The 22,362-nt window shown below is 64.5% G+C and carries 20 protein-coding genes and 1 pseudogene; 11 read left to right on the forward strand and 10 right to left on the reverse strand.

Going from position 1 to position 22,362, the window contains the following annotated elements; translation table 11 throughout:
• Nucleotides 1-44: 44 nt before the first annotated feature.
• The 4 genes and pseudogenes from X750_RS146290 (at nt 45) to X750_RS1000000164795 (ending at nt 3,325) form a co-directional block, all read left to right on the forward strand.
• Nucleotides 45-2,099, forward strand: coding sequence for a bifunctional aldolase/short-chain dehydrogenase (locus X750_RS146290; RefSeq protein WP_023747963.1), 2,055 nt, complete (start codon nt 45-47; stop codon nt 2,097-2,099).
• A 208-nt stretch (nt 2,100-2,307) separates the two neighbouring features.
• A pseudogene (locus X750_RS1000000167045) lies at nt 2,308-2,648 on the forward strand (D-alanine--D-alanine ligase A); the annotation flags it as partial.
• A gap of 94 nt (nt 2,649-2,742) precedes the next feature.
• The gene (locus X750_RS146285) at nt 2,743-3,003 is read left to right on the forward strand and encodes a type II toxin-antitoxin system ParD family antitoxin (protein ID WP_023704832.1); all 261 of its coding nucleotides are present in this window, start codon (nt 2,743-2,745) and stop codon (nt 3,001-3,003) included.
• Complete coding sequence (locus X750_RS1000000164795) at nt 2,996-3,325, forward strand: type II toxin-antitoxin system RelE/ParE family toxin (RefSeq protein WP_348524478.1); 330 nt, start codon at nt 2,996-2,998, stop codon at nt 3,323-3,325. The genes X750_RS146285 and X750_RS1000000164795 overlap by 8 nt, the downstream gene beginning before the upstream one ends.
• Before the next feature lie 30 nt (nt 3,326-3,355).
• Here X750_RS1000000164795 and X750_RS146280 read toward each other — a convergent pair whose 3' ends face one another.
• The 3 genes from X750_RS146280 to X750_RS146270 form a co-directional block, all read right to left on the reverse strand.
• A complete protein-coding gene (locus X750_RS146280; protein WP_031243090.1) occupies nt 3,356-4,408 on the reverse strand; it encodes a substrate-binding domain-containing protein in 1,053 nt (350 codons plus the stop codon).
• 46 nt (nt 4,409-4,454) lie between these two features.
• The gene (locus X750_RS146275; protein WP_023668572.1) at nt 4,455-5,450 is read right to left on the reverse strand and encodes an ABC transporter permease; all 996 of its coding nucleotides are present in this window, start codon (nt 5,448-5,450) and stop codon (nt 4,455-4,457) included.
• Nucleotides 5,451-5,524: 74 nt separating this feature from the next.
• On the reverse strand, nt 5,525-7,036 hold the full coding sequence (locus X750_RS146270) for a sugar ABC transporter ATP-binding protein (RefSeq protein ID WP_023747965.1): 1,512 nt from the start codon (nt 7,034-7,036) through the stop codon (nt 5,525-5,527).
• Between the two features lie 137 nt (nt 7,037-7,173).
• Between X750_RS146270 and mtnK the strand changes: the two genes are divergently transcribed.
• The 3 genes from mtnK (at nt 7,174) to fba (ending at nt 10,919) form a co-directional block, all read left to right on the forward strand.
• Nucleotides 7,174-8,448 carry an S-methyl-5-thioribose kinase gene (gene mtnK, locus X750_RS146265; RefSeq protein WP_023735629.1) on the forward strand — a complete coding sequence of 425 codons (1,275 nt, stop codon included), beginning with the start codon at nt 7,174-7,176 and terminating at the stop codon, nt 8,446-8,448.
• Nucleotides 8,445-9,539: an S-methyl-5-thioribose-1-phosphate isomerase gene (mtnA, locus tag X750_RS146260; protein WP_023668575.1), complete on the forward strand. Its 1,095-nt coding sequence runs from the start codon at nt 8,445-8,447 to the stop codon at nt 9,537-9,539. The genes mtnK and mtnA overlap by 4 nt, the downstream gene beginning before the upstream one ends.
• 315 nt (nt 9,540-9,854) lie before the next feature.
• A complete protein-coding gene (gene fba, locus X750_RS146255) occupies nt 9,855-10,919 on the forward strand; it encodes a class II fructose-bisphosphate aldolase (RefSeq protein WP_023687044.1) in 1,065 nt (354 codons plus the stop codon).
• A 160-nt stretch (nt 10,920-11,079) separates the two neighbouring features.
• Here the strand turns inward: fba and X750_RS146250 are convergent, their stop codons facing one another.
• The 5 genes from X750_RS146250 to X750_RS146230 all read right to left on the reverse strand — a co-directional run bounded on the left by X750_RS146250 (nt 11,080) and on the right by X750_RS146230 (nt 15,843).
• A complete protein-coding gene (locus tag X750_RS146250; protein WP_245271872.1) occupies nt 11,080-12,186 on the reverse strand; it encodes an isopenicillin N synthase family oxygenase in 1,107 nt (368 codons plus the stop codon).
• A 137-nt stretch (nt 12,187-12,323) separates the two neighbouring features.
• Nucleotides 12,324-12,980: a methionine ABC transporter permease gene (locus X750_RS146245; protein ID WP_031243093.1), complete on the reverse strand. Its 657-nt coding sequence runs from the start codon at nt 12,978-12,980 to the stop codon at nt 12,324-12,326.
• Nucleotides 12,961-14,049, reverse strand: a complete 1,089-nt coding sequence (locus tag X750_RS146240; protein WP_023704825.1) for a methionine ABC transporter ATP-binding protein — start codon at nt 14,047-14,049, stop codon at nt 12,961-12,963. Before X750_RS146240 ends, X750_RS146245 begins: the two co-directional genes overlap by 20 nt.
• 83 nt (nt 14,050-14,132) lie before the next feature.
• The gene (locus tag X750_RS146235) at nt 14,133-14,987 is read right to left on the reverse strand and encodes a MetQ/NlpA family lipoprotein (RefSeq protein WP_023747968.1); all 855 of its coding nucleotides are present in this window, start codon (nt 14,985-14,987) and stop codon (nt 14,133-14,135) included.
• Between the two features lie 172 nt (nt 14,988-15,159).
• Nucleotides 15,160-15,843 (reverse strand): SDR family NAD(P)-dependent oxidoreductase, encoded by a 684-nt coding sequence (locus tag X750_RS146230; RefSeq protein WP_023704824.1) that lies wholly within the window; start codon nt 15,841-15,843, stop codon nt 15,160-15,162.
• Nucleotides 15,844-16,056: 213 nt separating this feature from the next.
• Between X750_RS146230 and X750_RS146225 the strand changes: the two genes are divergently transcribed.
• Nucleotides 16,057-17,172 carry an anhydro-N-acetylmuramic acid kinase gene (locus X750_RS146225; protein ID WP_023709179.1) on the forward strand — a complete coding sequence of 372 codons (1,116 nt, stop codon included), beginning with the start codon at nt 16,057-16,059 and terminating at the stop codon, nt 17,170-17,172.
• Here the strand turns inward: X750_RS146225 and X750_RS146220 are convergent.
• Entirely contained in the window at nt 17,169-17,588 is a 420-nt protein-coding gene (locus tag X750_RS146220; RefSeq protein WP_023692175.1) for a GNAT family N-acetyltransferase, read from the reverse strand. The two genes, X750_RS146225 and X750_RS146220, sit on opposite strands and share 4 nt — an antisense overlap.
• Nucleotides 17,589-17,648: 60 nt before the next feature.
• Nucleotides 17,649-18,827 (reverse strand): MFS transporter, encoded by a 1,179-nt coding sequence (locus tag X750_RS146215; protein ID WP_023704822.1) that lies wholly within the window; start codon nt 18,825-18,827, stop codon nt 17,649-17,651.
• A 48-nt stretch (nt 18,828-18,875) separates the two neighbouring features.
• On the opposite strand from X750_RS146215, the gene X750_RS146210 reads away from it, so the two are divergent.
• From X750_RS146210 to X750_RS146200, 3 genes are all read left to right on the forward strand, one after another.
• Nucleotides 18,876-19,415 (forward strand): Lrp/AsnC family transcriptional regulator, encoded by a 540-nt coding sequence (locus tag X750_RS146210; protein ID WP_023724276.1) that lies wholly within the window; start codon nt 18,876-18,878, stop codon nt 19,413-19,415.
• A 98-nt stretch (nt 19,416-19,513) separates the two neighbouring features.
• Nucleotides 19,514-20,917: an SWIM zinc finger family protein gene (locus tag X750_RS146205; RefSeq protein WP_023684463.1), complete on the forward strand. Its 1,404-nt coding sequence runs from the start codon at nt 19,514-19,516 to the stop codon at nt 20,915-20,917.
• Nucleotides 20,914-22,347 carry a DUF5691 domain-containing protein gene (locus tag X750_RS146200; RefSeq protein WP_023738416.1) on the forward strand — a complete coding sequence of 478 codons (1,434 nt, stop codon included), beginning with the start codon at nt 20,914-20,916 and terminating at the stop codon, nt 22,345-22,347. The genes X750_RS146205 and X750_RS146200 overlap by 4 nt, the downstream gene beginning before the upstream one ends.
• The last annotated feature ends 15 nt before the right edge of the window (nt 22,348-22,362 follow it).

Below are 22,362 nucleotides of genomic sequence, written 5' to 3' on the forward strand. Positions count from 1 at the left end.
CCTGTTCACAGCAACATCAAAGACAGCAAAGCGGACATGGCGAAATGAAGAACCTTTGGAATGACGGCGACGCGGAAAGACTGGTTGCCGACTATGCGAAAAAGGGCGTTGCCCGCGACCTCGCGTTGCGCGTCTACACCACCCGGCTGCTCGGCGGCGAGCCGCGGCTGGTGCTGCATGGCGGCGGCAACACCTCCTGCAAGACCAAGGCCACCGATCTCGTCGGCGACGAATGGGACGTGCTGTGCGTCAAGGGCAGCGGCTGGGACATGGGCGTCATCGAACCGCAGGGCCTGCCGGCGGTGAAGATGGGCCCGCTCTTGAAGGCGCGCGCGCTTGCCAGCCTCGCCGACGAAGATATGGTGGCGCTGCAGCGCGCAAACCTCATCGATCCCGCCTCGCCCAATCCGTCGGTCGAAACGCTACTGCACGCCTTCCTGCCGCACAAATTCGTCGACCATACGCATTCGACCGCGATCCTCGCCATCGTCGACCAGGCGGACAGCAAGGCGCTGATCAAGACCGTGTTCGGCGACAAGATGGGGTACGTGCCCTACATCAAGCCGGGCTTCGACCTCGCCAAGGTGGCCGCCGATGTCTACGACGCCGACCCCAGCGTCGAAGGCCTGATCCTCGACAAGCATGGCATCTTCACCTTCGGCGACGATGCCAGGCAGGCTTACGACCGGATGATCCACTATGTGAACGTGGCCGAGGACTATGTCGCCAAGCACGCCAAGCCGCAGCCGGCCAAGGTCACGCTGCCGGCAAAGCTGGCGACGCCCGCGGCAATCGCGCCCATGCTGCGCGGCGCGGTGGCGGTATCGCGTGACGAAGGCCGCTTCGATCGCATGATCAGCGACTTCCGCACCTCGGATGCCATTGTCGATTTCATCAATTCGGCCGGCATCGCCGACTATGCCGCACGCGGTGTGTCGACGCCGGACCTGTCGATCCGCATCAAGACCGGGCCGATGGCAGTTCCGGCGCCAGACGCCGACAAGGCCGGCGACTACAAGGCCGTCATCAAGAGCCATGTCGAGGCCTTCGCCAGCGACTATCGCGCGTATTTCGAAACCAACGACGCGCTGGACGACGTCGAGCGCACCATGCTCGACCCGATGCCGCGGCTGACGCTGGTGCCGGGCCTCGGCATGTTCGGCCATGGCCGCACGCTGAAGGATGCGAAGATCGCATCTGATGTCGGCGAGATGTGGATCGAGGCGGTGCGCGGCGCCGAGGCCGTCGGCAGCTTCCATCCTCTATCGAAGGCCGACCTCTTCCCGCTGGAGTACTGGTCGCTTGAGCAGGCCAAGCTCGCCTCCAACAAGCCGAAGCCGCTGACCGGCCAGGTGGTGCTGATCACTGGCGGCGCCGGCGCGATCGGTGCTGCGACGGCAAAACTGTTCGCCGCCAATGGCGCGCATGCCGTCGTCGTCGATCTCGATGCGGCCAGGGCGGCCGAGGCGGCAAAGGCAGCCGGCAACAATTCGATCGGCGTCGGCGCCGACATTACCAACCCGGCCGAGCTGCGCGCCGCCTTCGACAAAGCTGTCGCTGTCTATGGCGGCGTCGACATTCTGGTCTCCAACGCCGGTGCCGCCTGGGAAGGCCGCATCGGCGAGCTCGACGATGCCCTGCTGCGCAAGAGTTTCGAGCTCAACTTCTTCGCCCACCAGTCGGCGGCGCAGAACGCGGTGCGCATCATGCTGGAACAGGGCACCGGCGGTGTGTTGTTGTTCAACACCTCCAAGCAGGCGGTCAACCCGGGTCCGAAATTCGGCGCCTATGGTGTGCCGAAGGCGGCGACGCTATTCCTGTCCCGGCAATATGCGCTCGACTACGGCGCGCACGGCATCCGCTCCAATGCGGTCAACGCCGACCGCATCCGCTCCGGCCTGTTGACCGACGCCATGATCGCCAGCCGTTCCGGCGCGCGCGGCGTGTCGGAGAAGGAATACATGTCGGGCAATCTGCTCGGACAGGAGGTGACGGCAGAAGACGTGGCGCAGGCCTTCCTGCACCAAGCATTGGCCGAACGCACCACCGCCGATGTGACGACGGTCGACGGTGGCAACATCGCCGCAGCGCTGCGCTAGACATAGACCTGGAGCGGTTCATCGTTCACCAAAACGACGAACCGCTCTCCCACCTGAAGGACTCCAGGCGGAGAACTGCTTTTGCAGGTCGTGCTGAAAAACTGCTCGAACTGGTCAAAATCCACTCCAATCCTTGGCCTATTGCTCGACCACTTTAGGGCGCGCCTTGTGTTTCGCATGCGAGCTCCGACCCTGATCCTTGGTGGAGTTGTCGATGGCTGCGAAGAGACTTCGTGTCGGCGTGCTGTTCGGCGGGCGCTCCGCCGAGCATGAGGTTTCGCTGCTTTCGGCAACCATGTCATGCGTACTCTGGATCGGCGAAATACGACTCCGTTCCCACCTTCGTCACCCGCGAAGGCCAATGGCTGCTAAGCGATTTCAAGGACGGCGCGCTGGCGACACCGTCTGATGGGACGCAGCTTTGCCTGCCGCCGGGCGGGCATGGCGGATGCTGGCGATCCCGCCAAGGGCGCCGCATGACCTGCCTGCCATCGAATATGGTGTTCCGGTGCTGCACGCCTGCATGGCGAGGACGGCGCGGTGGCTGGTGCGCGTCGGGCGGTCATGATGCAGGGGCAGATTCCTAACAGATATTGTTAGATCTTGTTGGCTGCATTATAATGTGGGTATGAAAAACGAACCTATGCGCACCCTCACCATATCCCTTACCGCGCAGCAGATAGCTCGCCTGCAAAGCGCTATCGAAGGTGGCGGTTATGCTTCCAACAGCGAGATTGTCCGCGACGCCCTGCGCTTATGGGAGCAGCGCGAGGAATTGCGCACGCTCGAACTCCAGCACTTGAAGCGGGCCTATGCCGACGGGATGGGCAGCGGCAAGCCAGTGGCTGTCGACCACACCGAGTTCATTCGCAGCCTGAAGGCAGAACGCCGCGCCCGTGGCTAGCCATCGGCTCACACCGCGCGCTTCGCAGGATTTGCGAGACATCTGGCACACCATCGCCGCCGACAATGAAAAGGCAGCAGACAGACTGTTGATGCGCATTTTCGAAAGACTGGAGCTGGCGGCGCAGCACCCCAAGATGGGCAGCGCACGGCCCGAGTTAAGCGCAACGGCCCCGCGTGCTCGTCGAAGACCGCTATATCATCATCTACGAGCCGCAGCCCGATGGTGTTATCGCTGTGGCGATTGTCCCCGGGATGCGCGATCCAGACCATTGGTTGTAGGCCGGCAGGCTTACCATCAATATGAAAAGAGCGGCCCATAGCCGCCCTTCGCATCTATCAGACGACCGATCCTACTTCGCGTTCGGGTTCGGCATCCAGGCCGGCATGGCGACATCGGCATGGGCGAATTGCGGCAGCTTGGCCGACAGGTCCTCCATGTTCTTGATGTCCTTGTCGATCAGGTCCTTCTGGGTGATCAGCGTCGGCGGCACGACGACGTTGTGGCCGGGATCTTCACCGGCGAGCAGCTGCGCCAGCGCGCGCACCGAGACCTGGCCGACGACGGCAGGGTTGGTGGCGGCGGTGGCGGCCCAGGCGCTGTCGGTCTCGCGCATGGCCGCGATGTCCGAGGTAGAGATGTCGGCGGAGTAGATCTTGATCTTCTTGTTCAGCCCCGCCTCGTCGACGGCGATCTTCACACCCTTGGCGAACTCGTCATAGGGCGCGAACATCACATTGATGTCGGGATGCGCCTGCAGCACCGAGCGCGCCTGGTTGGCGACCGAGTTGGCGATCGGGTTGTCGAGCGTGCCGAACATCGCGACTTCCTTGATGCCGGCATGTTTCTTCTTCACGTCGACCCAGGTCTCGTTGCGGCGGTCGAGCGGCGCGATGCCAGCGACATAGACATAGCCGGCGTTCCAGCTCTCGCCATTGTCCTTGACCGCCTGCTCGAGCGCCAGGCGCGCAAGGTCCTTGTCGGACTGTTCGATCTGCGGGATCTTGGGGTTTTCGACATTGACGTCGAAGGCGACGACCTTGATGCCGGCATCGACCGCGCGCTGGGCGGCGTCCTCCATCGATTCCGTCAGGCCGTGCTGGATGATGATGCCCTGCACGCCGAGTGCGATGGCCTGGTCGACCATGTCGGATTGAAGGGCGGCGTCCTGGCGGCTGTCGAGCACGCGCAGATCGATGCCGAGCGCCTTGGACTGGGACTCGACGCCCGAGAGATAGGCCTGGAAGAAATCGCCGGTCGAGAGATAGCGCACCAGCGCGATCTTGACGCCGGGCTTGTCGAACGGCGCCGGCTTGTCGGCGGCAAAGGCCGGGACCTGCATCAGCATTGTTGCGCCGGCCAATCCGAGCGCGACCTTCCCCAAAAGTCGTCTTGTGATGTTCACGTTCTTTCCTCCGTTTGTTGAACCCAAAACTGTCCCGGCAGCCATTCTATCTCCTGCCCCGGCCGGAAAGGGCGAAGGTAAAGACAAGGGCGACGACGAGAACCACGCCCTTGACGAAATCCTGCGTGTAGTAAGGCGCGTTCATCATCGTCAGGCCTTGCAGCAGGATGCCGACGAACAGCGCGCCGATGGCGGTGCCGAAGGCGTTCGGCTTGGCGGCGCCGAGCACCGCGTAGCCGATCAGCGCCGCGGCAACCGCATCGAGCAGCAGATTATTACCCGACGCGATGTCACCGCGTCCAAGCCGTGCGGCCAGCAAAATCCCGCCGATCGAGGCAAAAACTCCTGAAATGACGTAGGCCCAGATCTTGTATGCCTTGACAGGCGCGCCGGCGAGTTCGGCGGCCCGTTCATTGCTGCCCACGGCATACATCATGCGGCCGAAGCGTGTGTATTCGAGGAAGAACCAGATCAGCACGGCGAGCACGATCAGCACGACCACCGAGACCGGAATGAGGTTCGGGATGAAGAAGTCGAAGCGGTGGCGGCCGAGCGCCAGGAAGGCGTCGGAGAATTTGCCGTTGGCGACCGAGCCGTCCGGCATTGTCATACCGGTGGCGATGGAGCGTCCTTCAGTCGGGATGCGCTGCAAGCCGACGAGCAGGAACATCATGCCGAGCGTCGCCAGCAGATCGGGCACGCGCATATAGACGATCAGCCAGCCATTGATGAGGCCGACAAGGGCGCCGATGAGCAGGCAGATGAGGACAGCGACGACAACGTTCTGCTCCAGCACCACCATGACATAGGCAGCCGCCATCATGGCCGATGTGGCGACCGAGCCGATCGAGAGATCGAAGCCGCCGACAACCAGTGTGGCGGTGACGCCCAGCGCCAGCACGCCGGTGATGGCGACCGACTGGAAAATGAAGACGGCACTTTGCGGCGAGACGAACCCGTCGGCGGCGATGGCGAAATACGCGATCAGCCCGAACAGAAGCACGATGAACCCGTAGCGGATAGCGTAATCGCGCAGCGTCATTCAGCGCCCGCCGTCAATACCCAACTCAAACCCGTGCACTCCATTCCAACCCTCAGTTCTTCAATCATCGTGGCTCAGGCCGCACTGTGCAACGGCCCGCCCGCGACTTCGGCCAGCAGACGGTCGAGATCGACATCGGCGTTGCGGTGTTCGCCGACGATGGTCTGCTCGGACATCACCAATATGCGATCGGCCGTCTCCAGTGCCTCGTCGAGTTCGGTGACGAACAGCAGCGTGGCGCGGCCATTGGCGCTGGCCCTCAGCTTGGCGGCGATGTCGCGCCTGGCGGAGATATCGACGCCCTGGAACGGTTCGTCGAGAATGAACAATCGGGCGTCCTGCGCCATCCAGCGGGCCACCATCACCTTCTGCTGGTTGCCGCCCGACAGAGTGGTCATCTCGTCCTTCTCCGAGCGGCAGACGATGCCGAGATCCTCGATCTGCCGGCGGGCAATAGTGCGTTCAAGGCCGCGTTTGAGAACTGAAAAGCGCGACATGCGCTTGTGGAAGGGCAGGCTGATGTTTTCCTGGATGTTGAAGCCGCCGACGATGCCGTTTTCGCCACGGTCCTTGGCGACCAGAAACACGCCGGCGGCGATGGCTTCGCCGGTCGACGCGGGCGCATAGGGCTTGCCATATAAAGTCATCGTACCGGACAGCGGCTTGCGCAGGCCGAACAGCGTCTCGGCGAGCGCTGTCTTGCCGACGCCGACGAGGCCGGTAATGGCAACGACCTCGCCGTCGCCGAGAGTCAGCGAGAATGGCCGGGCACCAGGGGCGATGCGGAAGGCATCGACGGTCAGGATCGGCTCGGCAGAACTCCTGGCTTCGATGCGGTCAAGATGGATCTTGCGGCCGAGCATGGCGTTAACGGCGCCCTCATAGTCGAGAGGCTTGCTGTCGAAGATGCCTGAGATGACGCCATCGCGCATCGAGACGATGCGGTCGGCCAGCCGCCTGATATCCGACATGCGATGCGAGATGTAGAGGATGGCGACGCCCTGCTCGCGCAAGCGGTCGAGCAGCGCAAACAGCCGGTCGGCCTCGGCGCTGGACAGCGACGAGGTCGGCTCGTCGAGGATCAGCACTTTCGGCTGGTGCGCCATGGCGCGCGCGATGGCCACCATCTGGCGATCGGCCAGCGACAGATCGCTGATGCGGGCCTTGAGGTCGATGGCGAGCCCCATGCGGTCGGCCACCGCTTTGGCTTCGCGGCGCACCCGGCCGGGGTTGAACAGCAGCGGCGCGCCCTTGCCGCTCAACCTATCCAGCGTCAGATTGGTGGCGACATCGAGATCGGCGACGACGCCGTCATTGATGTTTTGATGCACGGTGACGACGCCTGCGCGGATCGCCTCGGCCGGCGTGTTCGGCGCGAAATCATGACCGGCCAGGTGCATGGTGCCGCCGGCATGGTCGTAGACGCCGCTGATAATTTTCACGAGGGTGGACTTACCGGCGCCATTGGCGCCCATCAGCACGGTGATCTCACCGGCATGCAGTTCGAGCGAGACGCCGCCAAGCACCTCGATATGGCCGAAGGACTTCCTCAGCCCGTCCACGCGGAACACGGCATCATTGCCCATTCGTTTCCTCCCTGACCATGACGCTATGGGCTACGTCATCAATTGTCAACTCGATTGACAATTGCCAGTCAGCTTCCTAGCTTGGCCTCACCGCCATCGCTCCACTATGATTGAGCGAGCAAGCGGGAGGGTGAGGAATGACTGCGAAATTGCCGTTCGAAGCACTGTCGGTGGAGACGCTTGCAACGCGCCTCGGCACGAACGAAGCGCTGTGCGCAAAAATCGGCCCCGATACCGGTGCCTGGAAGGTGCGCGAGGTCGGCGACGGCAATCTCAACCTCGTCTTCATCGTCGAGGGCGTGTCGGGTGCGGCCGTGGTCAAGCAGGCCCTGCCCTATGTTCGCCTCGTCGGCGACAGCTGGCCGTTGCCGCTCAAACGCTCCTTCTTCGAGTATCACGCGCTGACGCGGCAAGAGGCGCGCGCGCCGGGTTCGGTGCCGGCGATCCTCCATTTCGACGAAGCCCAGGCGCTGATCATCATGGAATATCTGGCGCCGCCGCACATCATCCTGCGCCGTGCCCTGATCGGCGGCCGCGAGTTGCCAAATATCGCCCGCGACATCGGCCTGTTCATGGCCCGCACTTTGTTCCGCGGCTCCGATCTCTCCATGCCGACCAAGGACCGCAAGGCCGACCTGGCGCTGTTCGCCGACAATGTCGAGCTCTGCGGCATCACCGAAGACCTGGTGTTTTCCGATCCCTATTTCGACGCCAAGCTGAACCGGCACACCTCGCCGCAGCTCGACGGCCTGGTCGCCGAGCTGCGCGCCGACCGCGACCTCAAGGTCGAGGCGCAGCGGCTGAAGCATATCTTCGCCGCCAACGCCGAGACGCTGCTGCATGGCGACCTGCATTCGGGCTCGATCATGGTCACCGACACCGAGACGCGGATGATCGATCCGGAATTCGCCTTCTACGGTCCGATGGCCTTCGACGTCGGCATGCTGCTCGCCAATTTCTGGATGTCCTACTTCTCGCAGCGCGGCCATGAACACAAGGGCAAGCGTGACGCCATGCGTGCCTATCTGCTCGGGGTGACCAATGACACCTGGACGGTGTTCCGCGCCGAGTTCTCGCATCTATGGCGCACCGAGCGCACCGGCATGCTTTACCAGAAGAGCCTGTTCGAGGATCAGGGCGACATTCTCGCCTCGGAGCAGGCGCTCGACCATGTGCTGCACCAGATCTGGACCGACCTCTTGGGCTTTGCCGGCATCGAGGTGCACCGGCGCATCCTCGGCCTCGCCCACAATGCCGATTTCGAGACCATCGAGGACGAGGATCTGCGAGCCTCCTGCGAGGCCAAGGCGCTGAAATTCGGCCGTCACATCGCCGTCAACCGGCGCCAGATTCACGGCATGGACGAGGTCAATAATCTGGCCGCTTTGATCGAACGGGAGAGCAGGATTTGAACGTCGGCGAGCGCCACTACCGCACCATCTGGCTGAGCGACGACCAGCGTTCGGTCGAGATCATCGACCAGCGCTGGCTGCCGCACGAGTTCCGGGTCGAGACGATCGGGAGCGTTGCCGGCATCGCCACCGCGATCCGTGACATGTGGGTTCGTGGCGCGCCGCTGATCGGCGTCACCGCGGCCTACGGCGTCGCCATCCAGATGGCGGACGATCCGTCTGACGAAGCGCTCGACGCGGTCTGGGAGACGCTGCACAAGACGCGGCCGACTGCGATCAATCTACGCTGGGCACTGGACGAGATGCGGCGGTTCCTCAGGCCGATCGTATTGGGACAGCGCGCGGAGGCGGCCTATAAGCGCGCCGCGGAAATCGCCGACGAGGATGTCGATCTCAATCGCGCCATCGGCGAGAACGGGCTTGCCATCATCAAGGAGATCGCGGCACGCAAGAAGCCGGGCGAGCCGGTCAACATCCTCACCCATTGCAACGCCGGTTGGCTGGCGACGGTCGATTACGGCACCGCCACGTCGCCGATCTATCTCGCCGTCGAGGCCGGCATTCCGGTCCATGTCTATGTCGACGAGACGCGCCCGCGCAACCAGGGCGCCCAGCTGACCGCCTGGGAGATGGCCGGCCACGGCGTGCCGCACACGCTGATCGTCGACAATGCCGGCGGCCATCTGATGCAGCGTGGCGCGGTCGACATGGTGATCGTGGGCACCGACCGCACCACGGCCAATGGCGACGTCTGCAACAAGATCGGCACCTATCTCAAGGCGCTCGCCGCCTCCGATAATGAGGTGCCCTTCTACGTCGCTCTGCCCTCGCCGACCATCGACTGGACAGTGGGTGATGGCCTCACCGAAATCCCGATCGAGGAACGCTCCGGTGACGAGGTGTCGCTGGTCTGGGGCAAGACGGCGGACGGCAAGATCGCGCAGGTTCGGGTTTCGCCCGAAGCGACGCCGGCGGCCAATCCGGCGTTCGATGTGACGCCGGCACGGCTGGTGACGGGGCTGATCACCGAGCGCGGTGTGGCCAAGGCTTCGCGCGAAGGGTTGAAGGCGATGTTCCCCGAACGCGGATAATCTCCCCCCTTGAGGGGGAGATGTCGCCAAAGGCGACAGAGGGGTCGGCGCGTCCTGACGCGACCTCCCAGCACCGACAGATGATGCTAGCGCTCCAGTCGAACCGACCCCCTCTGGCCTGCCGGCCATCTCCCCCTCAATGGGGGAGATTAGCGCCTCACCGGCTGGCTACCGGATTTCAGCCCTGCAACAAGAATTGCGGCCTCGATGGCCGCTGACGGTTGCGGTTCTGGCGAAATCCGGCCAGAAGCATCTAGGCCGGCAATCGGCCGGCCCGCGACGTTGCGCTTGAAACCAGATATGGGAGACTATTGGGTGGCTCGCATAACACTGAGACAATTGCTCGATCACGCCGCCGAGTACGGCTACGGCGTACCCGCTTTCAACATGAACAATATGGAACAGGGCCTCGCCATCATGGAGGCGGCCGAGGAGACCAAGTCGCCGGTCATCCTGCAGGCCAGCCGCGGCGCCCGCGCCTACGCCAATGATGTGGTGCTGGCCAAGCTGATCGACGCGCTGGTCGAAATCCACCCCGACATTCCGGTCTGCATGCATCTCGACCACGGCAACAACGAAGCCACCTGCGTCACCGCCATCCAGTACGGCTTCACCTCTGTCATGATGGACGGCTCGCTGAAAGAGGACGGCAAGACGCCGGCCGACTATGCCTACAATTCCGGCATCACCCGGCGCGTCGTCGACATGGCGCATTGGGGCGGCGTGTCGGTGGAAGGCGAGATCGGTGTGCTCGGTTCGCTTGAGAGCGGCGGCGGCGAGCAGGAGGACGGCCACGGCGTCGAAGGCGCCATCAGCCACGACCAGCTCTTGACCGATCCGGAACAGGCGGTCGAGTTCGTCAAGGACACCCATGTCGATGCGCTGGCAGTCGCCATGGGCACCAGCCACGGCGCCTACAAATTTTCGCGCAAGCCAGACGGCGCGGTGCTGGCGATGAACGTCATCGAGGAAATCCACCGCCGCCTGCCCAACATGCATCTGGTGATGCACGGCTCGTCCTCAGTGCCCGAGGACCTGCAGGAAATCATCAATAGATATGGCGGCCAGATGAAGCCGACCTGGGGCGTGCCGGTGGAAGAGATCCAGCGCGGCATCAAGCACGGCGTGCGCAAGATCAACATCGACACCGACAACCGCATGGCGCTGACCGGCGCCATCCGCAAGGTGCTTACCGAAAACCCGTCGGAGTTCGATCCGCGCAAATATTTGACGCCGGCCATGGCTGCGATGCGCAAGCTGTGCAAGGAGCGCTTCGAGCAGTTCGGCACCGCCGGCAACGCGCAGAAGATCAAGCCGCTGCCGGTGGCCGAGATGGCCAAGCGCTACAAGTCGGGGAGCCTTGATCCGAAGTTTGGGTGAAGTCCCCTGGCGCCTCTTCCTTCTCCCTTGTGGGGAAGAAAGAAGAGCTATTGACATAAAAAAGGCCGGGCGCGAAAGCGGCCCGGCCAAAAGAAGGTCAAGAACCTTCAGAGGGGAACACCGCTCGGTGGAATGGGAGGAAACCGCCGAACGATAATTCCTATATGCGCGTATTCGCCGCATATGGCGACGAACGGCTTTCTAAAACAACGCGAGATTCGGAAATTTCGTTCTCGTTTTGAAAGATTTCAGCCGGTGAGGCGTCGGTTTCCAGAAGATCGGCATAGTGCCGGCGCGCCACGTCGGGATGCGAGCGCAGGCGGCTCTTCAGCACATTGGTGCCGACATTGCGAAACAGCGGGTTGTCGGGATCGCTGGCCGGCCCCCGCGCCTCGGCCGCTACATCCTCGGGCAGGTCGAGCAGCGGAATCGTGGCGTCGAGCCGGGCGCTGAAGAAGAACGGGACCGAGACGCGCTCGACGCCGGCCGGCGGTGTCACCACACGGTGGACTGTCGCCCGGAGATAGCCGTTCGACGCCAGTTCGAGCAGTTCGCCGATGTTGACCACCAGCGTGTCGGGCAGCGGATCGACGTCGACCCAGGCGCCGTCATATTCGACCTGCAGCCCCTTGTTCTCGTCCTGCAGCAGAAGCGTCACGAAACCGCCATCCTTGTGCGCGCCGACGCCCTGGTTGTCGCCGGTGGCGTCGCGGCCGGGGTAGCGCACGATCTTCATGCGATGGTTGGGCTCGGCCCGGTAGATCGGATCGAAGGCGTCCTCGGCCTGGTCGAGCGACAAAGCGAAGGCCCTAAGCAGCCGGATCGCCACCGCGGTCGCCTTGGCCTGCCATGCGAGCAGCGCCGGCTTCAGCTCGGGCAGCGTGGCCGGCCACTGGTTGGGCCCTTGCAGCCGCGTCCAGGCGGGCACGCCGGGGCCTTGTTCGATGGCCGCGCGTTCGACGCCGATGTCGAGCTGTTCGCGCCAGTCGGCCTTGCCTTTGGTCAGCTCGCCGCCGGCGCGCGTGTAGCCGCGGAACTGCGAGGACTTGACCATTTCAATTGCCAGTTTGTCGGCTTCCGGCAGGGCAAAGAAGCGGCGCGACGCGTCGAGCACTTCTGCGGTATCCGCAGCCGATATGCCGTGGCCGGTCAAATAGAAGAAGCCGACATCGCGCGCGGCCGTGCGCAGGTCGAAGAGAAACGTTCGCCGTTCCGAAGCGCCCTGCTCGAGGCGGCCGAGATCAAGCACGGGTACGATCCTGGGCATGGTCAAGCTCCTTGTTTCGCTGTCACGGTGGCACGCAGGCCGGTCCGATCAAAGCAACGCGCAATCCAATCTCGGCCCCGATAGAGAAAGCCGACGCTGCGTTTGGCAGCCTGCCGGCAAATAACGTTCGTGGCCGCTCATCCGCGCCGGTCCAGCCTGGCGACCAGCCGGTCGCCGACCCACTGGATGCCGCAAACGAGAATGATCAGCAGAATGACCACGGCGACCATGACGCTGGTCTCAAAACGCTGGTAGCCATAGCGGATGGCGAGATCGCCGAGCCCGCCGGCACCGATGGCGCCGGCCATGGCCGAAGCGCCGATCAGCGTTACCAGCGTCACCGTGAAACCGGCGACGATGCCGGGCAAAGCTTCGGGCACCAGCACCTCGCGGATGATCGTCCAGCGGTTGCCGCCCATGGCGCGCGCCGCCTCGATCAGGCCGCGATCGACCTCGCGCAGCGACACTTCGGCGATGCGGGCATAGTAGGGCGTCGCCGCAATCGACAACGGCACGATCGCCGCCCAGGTGCCGATCGAGGTGCCGACGATCAGCCGCGTCACCGGGATCAGCGCCACCAGAAGGATGATGAAAGGCACCGAGCGGAAGCCGTTGATGACGGCGCCGAGCGCGCGGTTCACCCACAGGCTTTCGGCAATGCCGCCGCGCTCGGTGGCAATCAATGCCAGGCCGAGCGGCAGCCCGAAGACGAGCGAGATGAGGCCCGATGCCGCCGTCATCAGGACCGTCTCCCAGATCGAGCGCAGCAGAAGTTCAAACAGAACCGGCGACATGGCCAAGCACCTCCACCCGTGCGTCGCGGGCCTTCAGGAATGCGATTACTTTCGACAGATGTTTCGGATCGTTGCCCGCGACCGCAAGGAACAGCGTGCCGACCGGCTGCTGCTGGACATGGTCGATGCCACCATGGACGAGGCGGAACGGCCCCGGCACCGCCACCGCAAGATCGGACAGCAGCGGACCGCGCGCGGCCTCACCTGCGACGTCGACCCTGAGGATGAGCTCGGCGCCGCCTCCGGGAGCAAGCCGGCCGGCAATCTCGGCCGGCAGTTGCGGGCGGATGCCGCCGAGCAGGCTCCTGGTGATTTCGGAACGCGGCTCGGCAAAGACCGACCACACCGGGCCTTGCTCGACGATGCGCCCGGCATCGATCACCGCGACGCGGTCGGCGATCGAGCGGATCACCTCCATCTCGTGGGTGATGAGCAGGATGGTCAGGCCGAGCTGCCGGTTGATGTCTTTCAGCAAGGCCAGGATGGAGCGCGTCGTCTCCGGATCGAGCGCTGAGGTCGCCTCGTCGGACAGCAGCAGCGCTGGCCGCGCGGCCAGCGCCCTGGCGATGCCGACGCGCTGCTTCTGGCCGCCCGACAGCGAGGACGGATAGGCCTTCGCCTTCTCCGACAGGCCGACGAGGTGGAGCAATTCGGCGGCGCGCGCCAGCCGTTCGGCCTTTGGGCGGCCCTCGATCTTCAGCGGCAGCGCGACATTGTCCTCCACGGTCTTGGCCGACAGCAGATTGAAGTGCTGGAAGATCATGCCGATGCGACGCCGCAGCGGCTGCAATTCACGCTCGCCGAGCCGGCCGATCTCGCGGCCCTCGATGAAGACGTCGCCGGAGTCCGGCCGCTCCAGCCCGTTGAGGCAGCGGATCAGCGTCGACTTGCCGGCTCCGCTGCGGCCGATGATGCCGAGGATCTCGCCCTTCTTCACCGTCAGCGAGACGCCGTCGAGCGCAGGCGTCGCGCCAAAGCGGCGCTTGAGGTCGACGAGGCGTACGACATCTTCTTGCCCGGCCGATATATTGACCGGACCGGATGCCTCGGCCGTGACGTGCTGGTTCATCTCACTGTCCGTTTCAACGCTCGACAAATGCGACAGCGGCCCGCTCAACAGCGGGCCGCCTGCTCCTGACAACCAGGCGCCAATCAATAGGCGCTGATCCCGGTGCCCTTGTAGACCTTGTCGAACTCGGCCTTGACCGCCTCGTTCTGGTAGGACGCGACCATCGTCTTCACCCACGCCTCGTTCTCGTTGCCGGATTTCACGGCGATGAAGTTGCGGTAGGGGTTGTCGGCCACTGGCTCCTGGGCGATGCGGTTGTCCGGGCCGAGACCGCTCTTCAGCGCCCAGTCGGTGTTGACGACAGCCGCGTCGAGATCCTCGACCGAGCGGCCGACAATGCCGGCGTCCAGTTCCTTGATGACGACCTTCTTAGGGTTCTCGGCAATGTCGGCGGTGGTCGCCAGGATGCCGGTGCCGTCCTTCAGCTTGATCACGCCTTCGTTCTGCAGAACGCGCAACGCGCGGCCCTCATTCGAGGGGTCGTTGGGCAAGCCGATGACGGCGCCTTCGGGCAGGTCGGCAACCTTGGTGTATTTCTTGGAGTAGAGGCCGATCGGCCAGACGCCGGTGTAGCCGACGCGCACGATGTGGTACCCTTGGGTCTTGATCTGGTTGTCGAGATAGGGCTGGTGCTGGAAGGCGTTGGCGTCGATCTCGCCGCGCTCGAGCGCCTCGTTGGGCTGGGTGTAGTCGTTGAACACCACGGTCTCGACGGTCAGGCCTTTTTCGGCGGCCTGGGCGACGACGACGCGCCAGACATCCTCATCCTCGCCGCTGATGATGCCGACCTTGATAGACTTCTTGTCCTCGGCGAAGGACGGCGTCGGCTGAGCCAGACCGGCAAGCGTGACGGCCGAGGCAAAAAGTGCCGCAAGGGCAGCTCGCCGGCTGATGGCTGAAAAAAGAAGAGAGCTGGAAGCGTTTCCGCGTTCGGACATTGTCGATCCCTCGTAATCCTGAAGTCATTGCGGCGAGGTGGAATACCAAGCCTTGACGACATCATCGGCAATGCTGCTTGCCGGATCAAAGAACCGCATTTCTTCTCAAACACGAAGCCGGGAATATTCTCTCAAAGATTTCGCAATTGCGAGAACGGTCACGCCGGACCGGTCAGAATGTCTCGACAAAGGGCCGCAGCTCGACCTCGAAGCTCCAGGCGCTGCGATGCTGGCGATGGGTCGCGAGATAGGTCTGCGCGATCGCATCGGGCGACAGCTGGCTGTCCGGTCGCTCGGGCTTCGTCCCGACCGGCTCGATCTGGCCGTCGATAATGAAATGGGCGACATGGATGTTCTTCGGGAAGAGTTCGCGCGCCATCGACTGAGCCAGACCGCGCAGGCCGAATTTCGGCATGGCAAAGCCGGCGGAGTTGGGAAAGCCCTTGATGCTGGCGGAGGCGCCGGTGAAAAGAATCGAACCGGAGCCGCGCGCAAGCAGCCGCCGCGCCGCTTGCTGGCCGACCAGGAAGCCGCCATAGGCGCCGACAAGCAAGGCTTGTTTGACCGCATCGGGATCGACCTCGGCGATCGGGCCGCGCGTGCGGCCGCTGGCATTGAAGACGGCAAGGGCCAGCGGGCCTTGCTTGTCGGCGGCGTCAAACAGGCCGGCGACGGAGGCCGGATCGGCGACGTCGGTTTCGACGGCCAGCGCGCCGGTTTCCCCGACCAGCGCCGCGAGTTTGGCCGTGTTGCGGGCGGCCAGCACCACAAGATAGCCTTCCGTGGTGAGAAGGCGTGCCAAAGAGGCGCTCAGGCCCGCACCCGCGCCGGCGATCACTGCGACTTCGGATGCCATGTCGTTTCTCCTTGGCGATGACGTGTTCGTCTCATAGCTGGCGTCTTGAGCGGCGAGACGCAAGAACGGCGTTGCTCGATTTTCGCTGTTCGGTGAAAAACTCTGCCGGCAGGTTCGGAGCAATCGACCGCGGCCAGGGTCTTGCCTGGCGAGACAATCCGTCCGACAGGTGATTGCGTTGGAATCGCAAACGGTGTCGCAAGGGAGTCGACCGTGGAACCAATCTGGGCCGTCGGCCTGATGACCGGCACCGTGCTTGACGGCAATATCGACGTGGCGCTGATCAAGACCGATGGCGAGCGGATCGCCGATTTCGGCACCTATACGCTGGCCCCCTACCCCGCAGCGATCCGTGCCTTGCTGGAGGAGACGCTGCGTCAGGCCCGGGTGTGGAATTTCGACGGGCCCGAGCCGGCGATCTTTGCCGAAGCCGAGGAGGCGCTGACGCGGGCGCAGTCGGCGGCGGTGAAGGACCTTGTCGAAAGCTACGGCCTAACCATAGGCGATATCGGCGTGGTCGGTTTTCACGGCCAAACCGTGCTGCATCGTGCCCCGCAACCCGGGCGGCGCGGCGATACGCGCCAGTTGGGCGATGGCGCGCTGATGCATTCCATTTTGGGCGCCAAGGTCGCCTATGATTTCCGCTCGGACGATGTGCGCGCTGGCGGCCAGGGCGCACCACTGGCGGCTGCCTACCACGCGGCGCTTTTGAGGGAAGCCGACGCCAGCGGGGACACCGCTGTGCTCAATCTCGGCGGTGTCGGCAACGTCACTTGGTGGGACGGCAAGGACAACATCGTCGCCTTCGACACTGGCCCGGCCAACGCGCCGCTCAACGATTTCATCAAGGCAAACGGCCTCGGCGAGATGGACCGCGACGGCGCACTGGGCGCGGCCGGCACCGTCGATGAAGTGCGGCTGGCCAAATTGCTCCAGCATCCGTATCTGACCAAGCCCTATCCGAAATCGCTCGACCGTTTCGACTTCGGCGCCGCCATGGCCGACGGCCTCAGCGCAGAGGATGGGGCGGCGACGCTGACGGCCTTCACCGTCTCGGCCGTCGGCAAGGCGCTCGATTTGTTGCCGCGCCGGCCGAAGCGCCTAGCGGTCAGTGGCGGCGGCCGCCGCAACCCGACGATGATGGCGATGCTGGCGAGGCGCGCCAACGTCGAGGTGGTGCAGGCCGAGACACTGGGCTGGAAAGGCGATGCGGTGGAGGCCGAATGCTTTGCCTTCCTTGCCGTGCGCGTGCTGCGCGGCCTGCCGATCAGCTTTCCCAGCACCACCGGCGTGCCGCGGCCGATGCAAGGCGGGCGGCTGGCAGGTTAGAGCTTCTTCTGCAGGAAGATGCGGCTGCGGCCGATGGGAAAGTCAGGCAGCTCGCCGAAACGCCGGTAGCCTTGCCGCTCATAGACTTTGGCCGCTGTCGGATTGAACGTGTCGATCCAGGCGGTCTGGCAGCCCCGGGCGACTGCTTCGCGCTCGGCAGCGTCCAGCATGTCGCCGGCCATATGCTGGCCGCGCAGGCGTTCGTCGACCCACAGCCATTGCACATAGAGCCAGCCCCAGGCGGTGTATCCCGAAATGCCGGCGACGACAGCGCCGTGCTCGTCACGAACGAAGACCGCGATCGGCTTGCGGCCGGAGGGGCCGACATCGCCGTCATTGAACGCCGTCAGCCGCTCGGCCAGGAAGGCGAGGTCGTCTGACGAGGGGTCGGCAGTGGTTTCAAGCGTCGTCTTCATCCGGGCGGGGCTCGCATGGCAAGCCAAGCTCTAGCGAAGGACGGGATGAGGACGCAAGCTTTACGGCTTGATGGGCGGCGGCGACCGCCATGACCCCGCTGCTGCCGCAACCAGCATCAGCACGGCGGCAACGATCGCGCAGATGGCAAAGCCGAATGTCGAATAAAGCGGCCCGAAGCTGGTGGTGCCGATGAAGACGGCGAGGTAGGTGACCGAACTGTTCAGGCCCATGATGGTGCCACGGCGCGACGGATCGAGCGCGGTAAGGCGCATCACCAGCACGTTCAGGCCGAAATGATTGGCAAGGCCCCATATGGCGATCATAGCCAGGATCAGCACGAAATTGCTGCTTGCGAGCGCGATGGCGACATAGACGACGGCGACCAGCAGATAGGCGAAGGGCATGACGCGCCGCGCGCCGATGCGGTCGATGACGCCGTCGAGGAAGGCCGCGGCGCCGAAGCCGGCGCCATAGGCGAGCGCGGCCAGCGCATTGGCGCTGACGGGCTCGCCCAGATCCTGGTGCAGATGATCGCCGAGATAGCCGTAGACGCCGTAAAAAGCGGTCATGAAGGCGGTGCAGGCGATGAGCAGCGGCACGATCCCCGGAATGGCCAGCGCAACGAACGGCGACGGTGCCGGGCCGCTCTTCCTGACGTCGCTGAGCGAGGTCATCGACAAGGCAGCAAGCGCAATGGCGGAAAGCACCGCGACGGCGGCGAAGACGGCGCGCCAGTGCACGAGATCGGCAAGCACGGCCGACAGCGACACGCCGGCCACCATGGAGACCGTCCAGCCGGTCAGCACGACGCCGATCGTGCCGCTTTCGCGGCCGGGCGGCGCAATTGCCGCTGCACTGGCATAGATGGCCGGCATGGCGACGCCGGCGGCGATGCCGGCGACGGCCTGGGCCGCGACCAGCATGATCACCGTCGGCGCCAGCGCGCTGGCGAGAAGCCCGACGGCCAGAAGAAGCAGCGCGCCCTGCAGCATGCGGCGGGCGCCGACGCCGTCGATATAGCGGGCGAGGAACAACGCGCTGGCCGAAGTGCCGAGGCCGAAGGCGGCCGACGCGGCCATCACCGCCGGCACGCTGGTGCCGAAGGATGCGGCGACTGCCGGAGCAATTGGACCCAGGACCAGCGAGTTCGAGCCGATGACGGCGATGCAGCCGGTCAGGAGATAGGCCAGCGCCGGGATCGGCTGATGGAGCGTTGCAGCTTGATGCGCGTTCGTCATCGGGTCATAATGGCCGAACTGAATTCCGCGACAACAAGGAATTTCGATATGGACGAAGAAACAGATGGGGTTCTGCAGAACAAGGTAGCTCCCCGAGAGCTCGACGCAATCGACCGAAAAATATTAGGCGTGCTGGTCGAGGATGCGACGATCAGCTACGCCGAACTTGGCGAACGCGTCTGCCTGTCGCCGCCGGCGGCGCATGAGCGGGTCAAGCGCCTGCGGCGCAGCGGCGCCATCCGCGGCACGGCTGTGATCATCGACCCGAAGGCGGTGAAAAAGCCGCTGCTCACCTTCGTGCATATCGATACCAAGGGCTGGGGCAAGACGCCGGAGCTGATGGCCGTTTCGCAATATCCTGAGGTCGAGGAAATCCATTCGGTGGCCGGCGACACCTGCCTGCTGCTCAAGGTCCGCACCGAGGACACCAGGGCGCTCGAAGGCCTGCTGGCGCGTCTCTACGAAACGCCCGGCGTCACCTCGACGCGAAGCTATGTCGTGCTGTCGACCTATCTCGAGCGCCCGGTGCAGCCCGAGATCACGGCGCAATGGCCGACGCCCCGGCATATGGCCACGCCGTTGTACTGATCTGCGCTATCTTCGTCTTGCCGGGGCCACAACAATCCTTCACAAACGGCACCCTATATTGATGCCAGGCATTGATTTGGGGTGACGAGAGGCGCGGCTTGGAATTCGAACTGAAAACCATCGAGGCGCTGGCCCCCGATCAGGCGTCGCTAAGCGCCGCCTCGAAGCTCACCAAGCGCTCGAACTGGCCGCGGCTGGAGAAGAACGAGCAGCAGGCGCTGATCTGGGGCGAATGCCAGGGCTCGGGATCCAACCCCTATCGCACCGTCGTCGACACCGGCGACCACGGCTACAAATGCACCTGCCCGTCGCGAAAATTTCCCTGCAAGCACACGCTGGCGCTGATGTGGATCGCCGCCACGGCGCCGGCCAGCTTCACATCAGCCGAAACAACGCCGGAATGGGTCAATGACTGGCTTGGCCGGCGCAGGAAGAGTGCGCCCCCGCCGGTCGACGCAAAGTCTGGCAGGGGCGCGTCTGGCAAGAGCATTGGCGAGGCCTCGCAGGCAGAGGAAAGCACCGTCGATGACGCCGCCGCGACGGAGCGCCGCGAGACGGCGCAGCGCAAGCGGGCGGAAGATACGCGCACCGCGGTGGCAGGCGCGCTGGACGAACTCGACCAGTGGATTGCCGACCAGCTGCGGCTCGGCCTTTCCGCCTTTGCCGACGCCAGCAGCGAGCGCTGCCGCCGCATTGCCGCCAGGCTGGTCGACATGAAAGCAACGGCGCTTGCGGGACGCATCGACGAAATCCCGGCCCGGCTAATGGCGCTGCGCAGCGAGGAACGGCCGGACGCGGCGATCCGCGAACTCGGCAAGCTGGTTTTGCTGGCCAAGGCCTGGCGCTCGGCGCCAGACGATCCCGAATTGAAGCGGCTGGTGTCGGCATCCGAAACCCGCGACCAGGTGCTGGCCAATCCCGATGCAAGACAGGTCGACAGCCAGTGGGAAGTCATCGGCGAGAAGATCGAGACCCGCCGCGACGGCCTTGTCAGCCATTCTACCTGGCTGCTCGACCTGAAAAGCCCGACGCCGCAATTTGCGCTGCTACTCGATTTCTTTCCGGCCTCGGCCGGCCGCCGCTCTGCCGCGTTCACACCTGGCGACCGGTTCGATGCAAGGCTGGTGTTCTATCCGTCACGCCAACGGCTGCGGGCGCTGGTAGCGGAGCGCAAGGGCGATGTCGTGTCGGGCGCCTGGCCGGATTTCGGCCTCGGCATTGTCAAGGATCCGCTGGCGGCGCATGCGGCGCACCAGGACGCAGCACCCTGGTCGACCGATAGCCCGCTGATGCTGCCTGCCGGCGCGATCCTGCTCGATGAGCGCGGCACCGCCTGGTGGCAAGCGGCGCACGACCCGCAAGGGATCGCCCTGCCTGTCGCCGGAACCGTCGATCAAACCGTGCTCGGTCTCGACCTTTCGGCAACGGCAGCCCTGTGGAACGGCGCGCGGCTCGATCTGCTCGCCGCGCAAAGCGGCTTCGGGAGGCTCGATCTGTCATGAACGAGCTCGAGCAAACCGGCCTGGCGACGATGCGCGACTGCTGGATCACCGGCGGAACTGCGTTCGATCTGGCGCCAGCCGCGTGGAAGGAAATCGCCGGCGGCGCAAGCCCGGACGAACGGGAGCGGCTGTTGCTGGCCATCGCCGCGCAGGCGCTCGATGTGGGCTTAAGGCCAGCCGCGCCGAAGTCGCTGAAGCGGCGCCCGCCGCTGCCGAGGCTTGGCCTGCCGCTGCTGCCGGAGCGGTTGCGGCCGCTGTTGCGGGCTGCCTTGAAGAACACCGCCGATGCGCGGCGCAAGGCGCGCGTGGCGACGCTCGTCGCCGGCCGTGGCTACGTGCTGCATCCGATGGACTGGATGCCGTCGGCATCAGACCAGAACAGCCCTGACATCTATGCGCCGTGGATCGACTGGCAGGCCAGCGTCGAGGGGCTGAAGATTGCGCCGCAGGAGCAACTGACGGTGCAGAACTGGGATGACTTTTACCCCGCCGCGCGCCGTATCGCGTTGACCGAGATGCGCCGTCGCGATCCGGCCACGGCCCGCAGCCTGATGGAAGCGAAGGCGCCCGGCGAGCCGGCGGAAGTCCGGCTGGCACTGATCGAACTCATGCATTTCGGCCTGACGCCTGAGGACGCGCCGTTCCTGAAAAGCCTGGCCACTGACCGCTCCGGCAAGGTGCAGGAACTGGCGAGCCGGCTGCTGGCGAGGTTGGGCGAGCACGGTCGTGTTGGTGGCGGTGCCGACGATCCCGTTGCCGAACTTGCCGCCTTCATCGCAGAAGGCAAATCCGGCTTTATCCGCCGCCGCACCACCTACACGCCGGCAAAGCTCAAATCGCCGGCGCAGGAAAAGCGCCGCGCCGAACTGTTCGAGACCTGCAATCTGGTCGACCTTGCTTCCCGATTTGGGGTCAGCGAACCCGATTTCATTGCAGCCTGGCAGTTCGGTGCCGACAACAATGCGGACATCCAGATCTCACGAATGGTCGCAGCGTCGGGCAGCGACGCTGCAGTAACGCAGATGGCCGACACGCTGATCGCCGAGGGTGGCAAGCCGGCACTGTTCGTGCTGCACCTGACACCGCGCCTGGATAGCCGCAGGAAGCGTGTCCTGGTCAGACTGATCCTGAAAGATACGCCGCAGTATGTTAGCACGCTCACCCTTGCCGAGGGCTTCGAAGCCAACTGGCTGGATTGGCCCGACCTGACGAACGGCCAGAGCTTGGCGGTGTTGCGTTCGGCTGTCGCCGGCAATGATGACGCGATGAAGCGAACCGTCGACGACCTGTTGGAAACTTTGGGCTTTCTGGCCACTGCGGCGACAGCGGAAAAATTGATCGAGCATGTCGTTGCGGCCGGCATGCCGCCGGCGGCAGCCTCGCTCGCTTTCCTGCGCCTCAACGCGGCCCTGACGGGAACCAACCCATGACAATCCGGAGAACAG

The organism is Mesorhizobium sp. LNJC391B00 (genome assembly GCF_000502535.1).
In the GTDB taxonomy this organism is placed as follows: Bacteria; Pseudomonadota; Alphaproteobacteria; order Rhizobiales; family Rhizobiaceae; genus Mesorhizobium.